A 9862-nucleotide genomic window follows, 5' to 3' on the forward strand; every position below is an offset into this window, starting at 1 on the left:
AGTTTCTGCTGGAAGGTCTCCAGCGACTCGATCTGCACCGCGTACATCGAGCCCCCGCCGCCACCCGCGTCCAGCATGGCGTCACCCCGCTTCCCGTTCGCCGTCTGCGCTCGCCCTGCGCCGGCTCGCGCCGTGTTTCCCGTCCTGCTGCTTACGCTCTGGTTACTGCCCTTGTTGCTGTTGTTGCGCTTGGTGCTCTTGCTGCCCACGTTCCCCGACCCGGCTATCGTTCGGCGCGCTCAAGGCGCCGCGGGCGCGGGGGTTTCTCAGGGCACTCTAGCGAAAAACGGCGCCGCGCAGGAGGCCGCGCGGCGCCGTTGAGAGGTCTGCTTCGTGTCTTTGCCGGGGTCAGACGCCCATCGCGTGGACGCCGCCGTCGACGTGGATGACCTCGCCCGTGGTCTTCGGGAACCAGTCGGACAAGAGGCCGATCACACCGCGCGCGGCCGGCTCGGGGTCGTTCATATCCCAGCCGATCGGGGCCCGCTCGTCCCAGACCCCTTCGAAGCGGTCGAAACCGGGGATGGACTTGGCCGCCATGGTCTTGACCGGGCCGGCCGAGATCAGGTTGCTGCGGATGCCCTTGGGTCCGAGGTCGCGGGCGAGGTAGCGGCTGGTCGATTCGAGGGCCGCCTTCGCCACGCCCATCCAGTCGTAGCCGGGCCAGGCGACCTGCGCGTCGAAGTCCATGCCGACGATCGAGCCGCCGCTCTCGCCGAACAGCGGGGCGACCGCCATGGCGAGGGACTTGTACGAGAACGCCGAGACGTTGACCGCCGTCGCTACGGATTCCCACGGGGTGTTGAGGAAGTTGCCGCCGAGGGCGTCGGTGGGGCCGAAGGCGATGGAGTGCACGACGCCGTCGAGCCCGTCGAGGTGCTGGCGGACGTTGCCGGGCAGGGCGGCCAGGTGCTCCTCGTTGGTGACGTCGAGCTCGATGACCGGCGCGGGCTTCGGCAGCCGTGCGGCGATCCGGTTGACCAGCGAGATCCGCCCGTAGCCGGTGAGCACCACGTCGGCGCCCTCCTCCTGCGCCAGGCGCGCGACGCTGAAGGCGATCGACGCGTCGGTGATGACGCCGGTGACGAGGACGCGCTTGCCGTCCAGGATTCCCATCGGGTTCAGTGCCCCATTCCCAGTCCGCCGTCCACGGGGATGACGGCTCCGTTGATGTACGCCGCGTCGGGCGAGGCCAAGAATTTCACGACCCCGGCGATCTCGTCCACGCTGGCGTAGCGGCCGAGCGGCACCTGGGAGACGATCTCGGCCCTGCGCTCCTCAGTGAGCACGGCGGTCATCTCGGTGTCCACGAAGCCTGGGGCGACCACGTTGGCGGTGATCGCGCGCGAGCCGAGTTCGCGGGCCAGCGAGCGGGCCATGCCGACCAACCCGGCCTTGGAGGCGGCGTAGTTCACCTGTCCCGCTGAGCCGGACAGGCCCACGACCGAGGAGATGAAGATGATCCGGCCGCGGCGAAGGCGCAGCATGCCCTTGGCGGCGAGCCTGGCGACGCGGAAGGAGCCCTTGAGGTTGGTGTCGACGACGGCGTCGAAGTCCTCTTCGCTCATCCGCAGCAGCAGGGTGTCGCGGGTGATGCCGGCGTTGGCCACCAGGACCTCCACCGGGCCGTGCGCCGCGGCGACCTCCTGGAACGCCCGCTCAACGTCCTCCGGCACGGTGATGTCGCACCGCACGGCGAGGAACGAGCCCTCGCCCTTCACCGGTACGATCGGCGGTTCGCCGGACCGGTAGGTCACGGCGACCTTGTCGCCCTGTTCGGCGAAGGCCCGTGCAATGGCCAGTCCGATTCCACGGTTGCCGCCGGTGACTAGCACCGACCTGGCCGCGCTGCTTTCCGCCACGCGTGCGTCCTTCCCTCGTCGCGATGCTGGTAGGTCCCCACGGGAACGCTATCGCTCCTGAACTTGAGCGCCCCTTGCGGGGGACTACAAAAGCGCCAGGACAGGGTGGTGGAGTTCAGCTAGGTTCGGGGGCAGGTGTCGCGGTGTGGACGCGGAGCGCGGAGTAGTCACGGGAGGGCAGTGTGAGTCGAGAGCAGCACGGTGTGGAGGGTTCCGGCGGGGCTCAGGACGCGGAGGACGGCGACGCGAAGCGGATCGATCCCGCGTTCCTGGAGCTGCCGCTGCGGGACATGGCGCAGGCGGCGCTGATCCGGGCGCGGGAACTGGGCGCGGAGCATGCGGACTTCCGGTCGGAGCTCATCCGCGAGCAGATGATCCGACTTCGCGATGGTCAGCTGGACGGGGTGAACGACAGCTCCGAGACGGGGATCTCGGTGCGGGTCGTGCACGAGGGCACGTGGGGCTTCGCGGCGGGCGTCGTGCAGACCCCGCAGGCCGCGGCGCGGTTGGCGGAGCAGGCGGTGCAGGTCGCGCGGGTGTCGCGGCCGGTCAACGCCGAGCCGGTGGTGCTCGCGGCGGAGCCGTCCTACGGCGAGCAGTTCTGGGTGTCGGCGTACGAGGTCGACCCCTTCGACGTGCCGGACGCGGAGAAGATCGCGCTGCTGACGCAGTGGTCGCGCCGCCTGCTCGACGCCGAGGCCGTGGATCACGTGGACGCCTCGCTGCACGCCGTGAAGGAGAACAAGTTCTACGCCGACACCAACGGCACGGTCACCATCCAGCAGCGGGTGCGGGTGCATCCGGTGGTCGAGGCGGTGGCGGTCGACGCGGAGGGCAAGTACGGCACGCCCGGGGCGTTCGAGTCGATGCGGACGCTCGCGCCGCCGGCCGGGCGCGGCTGGGAGTACCTGACCGGCACCGGTTGGGATTGGGACGCGGAGTTGGCCGAGTTGCCCGGTCTGCTGGCGGAGAAGCTGGCCGCCCCGTCGGTGGAGGCGGGCGAATACGACCTTGTTATCGCACCGTCGAATTTGTGGCTGACGATCCATGAGTCGATCGGGCACGCGACGGAGCTGGACCGCGCGCTGGGCTACGAGGCCGCGTACGCGGGGACGTCGTTCGCGACGCTGGATCAGCTGGGCACGCTGAAGTACGGGTCCGAGGTGATGAATGTCACCGGCGACCGAATCGTCGAGCACGGCCTGGCCTCGATCGGCTTCGACGACGAGGGCGTGCAGACGCAGCGCTGGGACATCGTCAAGGGCGGCGTTCTGGTGGGCTATCAGCTCGACCGCAGGATCGCGCAGCTCAAGGGGCTGCACGGCGCGCGCTCCAACGGCTGCGCCTTCGCGGACTCCCCGGGCCACGTGCCGATCCAGCGGATGGCGAACGTGTCGCTGCAGCCGGCGCCTGACGGCCCGTCGACCGAGGAGCTGATCGCCAGGGTCAAGCGCGGGCTGTTCATCGCCGGGGACAAGTCCTGGTCGATCGACATGCAGCGCTACAACTTCCAGTTCACCGGGCAGCGCGCGTACCTGATCGTGGACGGCAAGCTGGCCGGCCAGGTGCGCGACTTCGCGTATCAGGCCACGACGACGGACTTCTGGGGCTCGATGGAGGCGGTGGGCGGCCCGCAGACCTATGTGCTCGGCGGGGCGTTCAACTGCGGCAAGGGCCAGCCGGGGCAGATCGCCCCGGTCTCGCACGGCGCCCCTTCGGCGCTGTTCCGGGGCGTGCGGATCCTCAACACGGTGCAGGAGGCGGGACGGTGACCGGGAACGGGGCGGCCGCGGGCGTGGCTTCGGCGCAGGAGCTCGCGGAGCGGGCGCTGCAGCTCTCGCGCGCGGACGGCGCGGTGGTGCTGGTGGACGAGTCGTCCGCGGCGAATCTGCGGTGGGCGAACAACACGCTGACCACGAACGGGGTGGCCGAGGGCCGCACGGTCACGGTGATCTCGACGGTGAACGGCGGGCAGGGCACCTCGGCCGCCGTGCTCTCCCGCTCGGGCGTCGATCGCGACACGATCGAGGACCTGGTGCGGGCGAGCGAGCAGGCCGCGCGGGACGCCGGACCGGCCGAGGACGCGCAGCCGCTGGCCGGTCCGGAGGCGGCGGGTGCGGGCGGTTCGGCTTGGCAGGACGCGCCGGCGACGACGTCGATCGACGTGTTCTCGTCGTTCGCTCCGGAGCTCGGGGAGGCGTTCGACGCGGCGCGGGCGGCCGGGCGGCTGCTGTTCGGGTTCGCCTCGCACTCGATGACGAGCACTTATCTGGCGACCTCGGCCGGGCTGCGGCTCAAGCACGACCAGCCGAACGGGACGCTGGAGCTGAACGCCAAGTCCGCGGACTTCGCGCGCTCGGCGTGGGCGGGCGCTTACACGAAGGACTTCGCGGACGTGGACGTCCAGGCGCTCGGCACGCAGCTGGCCCAGCGGCTGGACTGGCAGAAGCGCCGCATCGAGCTGCCCGCGGGCCGCTACGAGACGCTGCTGCCGCCCTCCGCGGTCGCGGACCTCTCCATCTTCATGCTCTTGGTCGCCTCGGCGCGGGACGCCGCCGACGGCCGCACGGTGTTCTCGGCGCCGCGCGGGGAGGGCTCGGGCAACGGCACGAAGGTCGGCTCGCGCATCGGCATCGAGGGCCTGCGGCTGTGGTCCGACCCGTCCGCGCCGGGCCTGGAGGCCGCGCCGTTCAACATCGCGCGCTACTCCTCGGGCAGCCAGTCGGTGTTCGACAACGGACTCGCGCTGGAGCCGGTCGACTGGGTGCGGGACGGGGTTCTGGAGCGGTTGGTCACGACGCGGCACTCCGCGGCCGCGACCGGGCTCCCGCTGGCGCCGCCCGGCGACAACCTGCTGATGGAGGGCTCGGGCGGAGCGGACGCGCCCGGCCTTGAGGAGATGACCCGCTCGACCGACCGCGGGCTGCTGCTCACCTGCCTGTGGTACATCCGCGAGGTCGATCCGCAGTCGCTGCTGCTGACCGGGCTGACCCGCGACGGGGTGTACCTGGTGGAGGGCGGCGAGGTGACCGGGGTGGTCAACAACTTCCGGTTCAACGAGTCGCCGGTCGACCTGCTGGGCCGGATCGCCGAGATGGGGCGCCGCGAGCAGTGCCTGCCGCGCGAGTGGACCGACTACTTCACCCGCACCGCGATGCCGCCGCTGCGGATCGGGGACTTCAACATGTCCTCGGTGTCGAAGGCCAGCTGAGCCGAGGGGACCGGACGGTCACCCGCCCTCAACGGGCCGGCCGTCCGGTCGTACGCTGATGGGGTGCCAAACAGCGGGAACCGCGACGACTTCGAGCACCGGCCGCAGGACGAGGACCAGGTGTACGGGATCACGACCGCCGAGACCAGCCACATGCAGGAGATCTCCCGGCGGCAGAAGCAGTACATCGTGACCATGCTCGTGCGCGTCGTCTCGATCATCGTGGTGGTGTGCGTTCCCGGGATCTCCTGGCCGATCAAGATCGGGCTGTGCCTGGTGGCGACGATCATCCCGTACGTGGCCGTGGTGCGGGCCAACGGCGGCCCGGCGCAGGACAAGGGTCCGACGAACCTGCTGCTGGCGCCGCCGCGCGAGGAGCTGGGCGCGGCGCAGCGCGGGCTGCCCGCGTCGGGCGAGCAGCCGGGCTTCATCCAGGGCGAGTTCCTCGTCAAGGACGAGGGCGGCTACGGCCCGGGACCCGCGGCGGGCGGCGGCGCACAGGCCTCGACCGCGAACGGCTACGTCCGGCGTGCGCCGCTGTCCGACGGCGCCGCGACCGCGGACGGGCCCCGTGCGGAACCCGGCGAGGAGCCCGCCGATCAGGGTCCTGATCAGTCGCCGCGGACGCAGGGGACCGCGGCGGGCTGAACCCGGGGCCCCAGGCGTGGCCCGGGGCTGGCGTTGCCTGTTCCAACGCCTGGGATTTCGTTAGCGGGGGTTCACGAGTTCTGGCGGGCATGCCATACTTCTGATGCACGCCCTGCTCCCCCGTCAGGGCGGTGCCGGCGGGGCCGACCTTTTGGGCGCCCTGCCCCGCATACTGGGCGGCTCCCCCCGTGGCTGTCCAGGATGCCGCGTCGGCTCGCGTCCCCCCGTGCGCGAGCCGACGCCTCTTTTCCGGGACTCCGAACCTCGCTTGGGCACTCGCGCTCGCGGCGGACTCGAAGACTGGCCCAAGTCGCCCTTATCGCGTTTTCGAGGGAATGCCCGCTCCCGAGGCAGCTCGCGCGGCGTCGCGGGGCTCAGCCGCCGATCGCGGACATCGACCGCTGCGGCTGAACGAATCCGGGCTCGCCGATACCGGCGGCCGCCTTCTTGCCGAGCATCGCGGTGCGCCAGGCCTGCGCGATGGTCTCGTCGTCCGCGCCGCCGCGCAGCAGGCCGCGCAGGTCGGTCTCCTCGCGGGCGAACAGGCAGGTGCGCACCTGGCCGTCCGCGGTCAGCCGGGTGCGGTCGCAGGCGGCGCAGAACGGCCGGGTCACCGACGCGATCACGCCGACGCGGCCACCGCCGGGAGCTCCGGGCCCCCCGTCCACCAGCCAGGTCTCGGCCGGGGCGGCGCCGCGCACCGCCTCGCCCTCGGGTTCGAGGCGGAACTCGGCGGCCAGGCGGTCCAGGATCTCCTGCGCGGTGACCATCTGCGCGCGGTCCCAGCCGTGTTGCGCGTCGATCGGCATCTGCTCGATGAACCGCAGTTCGTAGCCGCGTTCCAGGCACCAGCGCAGCAGCGCCGGGGCCTCGTGGTCGTTCACGCCGCGCATGAGCACCGAGTTGATCTTGACCGGCCGCATCCCGGCGCGGGCGGCGGCCTCGATGCCGGCCAGGACGCGGGCGTGCTTGTCCCGGCGGGTGAGCGTCTTGAAGGTCAGCGGATCGAGGCTGTCGAGCGAGACGTTGACCCGGTCGAGCCCGGCCTCGGCCAGCGGCGCCGCGAGCCGTTCGAGCGCGGTGGCGTTGGTGGTCACCGAGAGGGTGGGGCGGGGGCGCAGCGCGGCCAGGCGCGCGACGATGCCGACGATGCCCTGCCGGATCAGCGGTTCCCCGCCGGTCAGCCGCACCTCCCGCACGCCGAGCCGGCCGACCGCGATGTCGACAAGCCGCACCAGCTCGTCGTCGGTGAGCAGTTCGGGGCGGGGCAGCCACGGCAGGCCCTCGGCCGGCATGCAGTAGGTGCAGCGCAGGTCGCACCGATCGGTCAGGGACAGCCGCAGATCTGTGGCGGTCCGGCCGAATCGGTCGTTCAGCGCCGTACCCATGATCCGAGCCTAGCGCCTCGGTCCGACGAGACCGGCCGCCGTGGCCTTACCGCTTGGATACTGAGACGAAGTCCCGGTCCGAGGGCTGGAAGTAGCGGTCCGCGGGCTGGGTGAAGTCCCACAGCTTCGAGGGCGCGGGGTTCGCCGCGTCGCCGCTGTAGGTCATGAAGGACACCCAGTCCGGGTTGATGTCCAGCTCCATCGCGTTGACCGCGCCGGCCGCCTGGAGCAGCTTGGCGAGCGTGTAGACGGACAGGAACTTCCCGCTGATGTACACGATGTCGCCCTTGGCGGTCATCCCGACGCCGGAGCGCGCGATGAAGTAAGAGTTCTTGATCGTGTAGCCCCACTGGGCGCTGGACCCGTCGCCGGGACCGACCGTGACCTGCCCGTTGTCCACCAGCAGGCTCAGGTTCTGGCGGACCGCGGCGATCGTCGGGCCCATGGTCTCGTCCCGGCCCCACTTGCCGATCTTTATCGAGCCGTCGGTGAAAAAGACCTCGGCTGCCTTACCGTTCACCAGCGGGACGGCGCTCTTGCCGTCCATGTAGAACCCGGCGAGCGCGTCGTCCGGCTTGACCTTGAAGCCGCCGTTCCACGTCGCCACGAGGTTCGCGCGCTGGTCCGCCGGGACGGTGTCAGGGGTCTTCCACGTCCCGCCGGGCTGCTGGTAGCCGGGGTGCAGCGTGAAGCTGAGCGCCTTCTGGTTCATCCACACCGCGTACGCCAGGTCTGAAGTGTGCTGGGCATCGGGGCGCAGCGCGGTCTTCTCGACGATGGGAGCGCCGTTCGCGCCCATGGTGACCGGACGCCACACGCCTTCGCCGGGGATCGTGCCGGCGGCGAGCGGAGTGATGTTGGTCGGGATGTCGATGTTGGGCTTGGGCGGCGGGGCCGCGGTGGGGCCCTGCAGCTGCGCGATCTGGCTGGCGCTCAGCCCGCCGCCGGTGGGCGGCGGCTTGTAGCTGGCGTTCTCCAGCCAGGTCACCGCCCAGCCCATGTGGTGGTCGCGGCCCCACTCGGCGACGCGCGCGGCGAGCCGGTCGGTGCCGGGCGCGGTCAGGTACGGGTAGAGGGTGATGCCGACGTAGCCGAAGAAGATCAGGAACACGCCGAGGACGCTGCGGCGGATGATCTTGCGGCGGCGCTTGATGTGCGGCGGTACGAGCTTCTTGCCCTTGCGGCGGCCGGAGCCGGCGTCCGCATCGGCCGGGTCGCCGGACTGGTCCGGACCGCCGGCCCGGCGGCGCGAGGAACCCGCCTGGTCCGTGCGAGGATCGGCGGTCGCGCTCGACGCGAATGCGCGCGAGTCGAGCACCGTGGTCGCGCCGAGCCGGTCTGCGCTACGCGGCCGCCCTGTGCCGTACGCGCGGTTGTCCTGCGGTGCGCGGCCGTCGCCGTAGCCGTGGCCGTCATCGCCATAGCCGCGGCCGCCGGTACGGTCGCCACGGCCGTCGCCGGCATATCCAGCCTGCTCGCGGCCGTACGGATCGGCGCCTTGCCCGCCGCCGTAACCGCGTCCGTCGCCGCCGTGCCTGCCGCGGCTGTGCCCGGGAGCCTGGCCGCCGCCGTCACGGCGGCGCCGTTCGGCCTGCTCGTCGTGCGCACGCGTCTGGAACGGGTCGTACGGCTCGGGACGGCCATATCCGCGCTGCGGCTGCGCACGACGCGGCGCCTCGTTGTACGAGGCCTCCTGGTCGAAGAACTCGCTGCGCTCGGAGTGCCTTCCGCGCTGCGCATCGTCCTGCGCGCCCGCGTACTGGTCGGGCTGCTGCCCCTGGTACCGGCCGGACTCGGGGTACTGGCCCGGACGCTGCGGGGGCGGCGTCGGACGACCGTAGTCCGGGTAGTCCGTGCCGTCTTGTCCGTATGTCATCGTGCGACAGTCCCCAAGGTCGTTGCGTGGGCGGCCCGTCCGCCGTCTCATTCGGTTGGCACTGCGTCTTCGGTCGGCACTGCGTGTCGATCTCTTCATGAAAGACGCCGCCTCGCGGGGAGCAGTTGCGAGCGGGCGGCGGGTCTCTCAAAAAATCTGCTGTCTTCAGCTTTGGCTCAGCCCAGTCTAGTAGGGCGCGCCTTCGCCTGCGCGATAACACGTACGCGTGTGCGAGCAGGTTCACTCGATACCGCGATGCGCTGCGCGACGCGCTATGGCAGCGTGGTCAGGCTTCCTGCGCCGTCGGGCGGACCATGAGCTCGTTGATCGCGACGTGCCGGGGCCGGGTGACCATGTACTCGATCGCGTCGGCGATGTCCTGGGCTTCGAGCACCTTCACGCCGGCGAACCGCTGCGCTTGCGCCTCCTGGATCTCCGGGCGCAGGTGGTCGCGCAGCTCGGTGTCCACGGCGCCGGGCTCGATGAGCGAGACCCGCAGGTGGCGGCGGGCGAATTCCTGGCGCAGCGACTCGCTGAACGCGCCGACGCCGAACTTGGTGGCGTTGTAGACGTTGCTGCCGAGGCGCGCCACCCGCCCGGCGATCGAGCTGACGTTGACCAGGTCGGCGACCTGACGCGGCCCGGTCTCGGCGGCGCGCAGCAGGTGCGGGAGGGCGGCGTGGGTGGCGGTGAGCAGCGCGGTGAGGTTGAGGTCCACCATGCGCCGCCAGTCCTCGAGCGAGGCGGTGGCTGCGGGCCCGAGCAGCATGATCCCGGCGTTGTTGACCAGGATGTCGATGCGGTCGTGGCCGAACGCGCCAGCGGCGGCGTCGACAGCCTCACGCAGCCTGTCGGCGTCTGTGACGTCCACCGGCAG

9 protein-coding genes are annotated in these 9862 nt (G+C 71.2%); 3 read left to right on the forward strand and 6 right to left on the reverse strand.

Features of this window, described 5'->3' with window-relative positions:
- The 3 genes from VFB40_RS26900 to fabG form a co-directional block, all read right to left on the reverse strand.
- The coding region (locus VFB40_RS26900; RefSeq protein ID WP_324855541.1) for a hypothetical protein at nucleotides 1–209 on the reverse strand (209 nt) is incomplete at its 3' end.
- 139 nt (nucleotides 210–348) lie between these two features.
- Nucleotides 349–1116 carry an enoyl-ACP reductase FabI gene (gene fabI / locus VFB40_RS26905; protein ID WP_324855543.1) on the reverse strand — a complete coding sequence of 256 codons (768 nt, stop codon included), beginning with the start codon at nucleotides 1114–1116 and terminating at the stop codon, nucleotides 349–351.
- A gap of 5 nt (nucleotides 1117–1121) precedes the next feature.
- Complete coding sequence (fabG, locus tag VFB40_RS26910; protein ID WP_324855545.1) at nucleotides 1122–1862, reverse strand: 3-oxoacyl-[acyl-carrier-protein] reductase; 741 nt, start codon at nucleotides 1860–1862, stop codon at nucleotides 1122–1124.
- A gap of 290 nt (nucleotides 1863–2152) precedes the next feature.
- On the opposite strand from fabG, the gene VFB40_RS26915 reads away from it, so the two are divergent.
- From VFB40_RS26915 to VFB40_RS26925, 3 genes are all read left to right on the forward strand, one after another.
- Nucleotides 2153–3634, forward strand: a complete 1482-nt coding sequence (locus tag VFB40_RS26915) for a TldD/PmbA family protein (RefSeq protein ID WP_349261650.1) — start codon at nucleotides 2153–2155, stop codon at nucleotides 3632–3634.
- A complete protein-coding gene (locus VFB40_RS26920) occupies nucleotides 3631–5073 on the forward strand; it encodes a metallopeptidase TldD-related protein (RefSeq protein WP_324855549.1) in 1443 nt (480 codons plus the stop codon). The genes VFB40_RS26915 and VFB40_RS26920 overlap by 4 nt, the downstream gene beginning before the upstream one ends.
- Nucleotides 5074–5136: 63 nt before the next feature.
- Nucleotides 5137–5721: a DUF3099 domain-containing protein gene (locus VFB40_RS26925; protein ID WP_324855551.1), complete on the forward strand. Its 585-nt coding sequence runs from the start codon at nucleotides 5137–5139 to the stop codon at nucleotides 5719–5721.
- A 374-nt stretch (nucleotides 5722–6095) separates the two neighbouring features.
- Here VFB40_RS26925 and moaA read toward each other — a convergent pair whose 3' ends face one another.
- From moaA to VFB40_RS26940, 3 genes are all read right to left on the reverse strand, one after another.
- Nucleotides 6096–7109 (reverse strand): GTP 3',8-cyclase MoaA, encoded by a 1014-nt coding sequence (moaA, locus tag VFB40_RS26930; RefSeq protein ID WP_324855553.1) that lies wholly within the window; start codon nucleotides 7107–7109, stop codon nucleotides 6096–6098.
- A gap of 46 nt (nucleotides 7110–7155) precedes the next feature.
- On the reverse strand, nucleotides 7156–8985 hold the full coding sequence (locus VFB40_RS26935; protein ID WP_324855555.1) for a phosphodiester glycosidase family protein: 1830 nt from the start codon (nucleotides 8983–8985) through the stop codon (nucleotides 7156–7158).
- A 286-nt stretch (nucleotides 8986–9271) separates the two neighbouring features.
- Nucleotides 9272–9862, reverse strand: a 591-nt coding sequence (locus tag VFB40_RS26940) for an SDR family NAD(P)-dependent oxidoreductase (protein WP_324855557.1), incomplete at its 5' end; no start/stop codon positions are given.

This window comes from Actinocrinis sp., from assembly GCF_035650855.1.
Taxonomy (GTDB): domain Bacteria; phylum Actinomycetota; class Actinomycetes; order Streptomycetales; family Catenulisporaceae; genus Actinocrinis.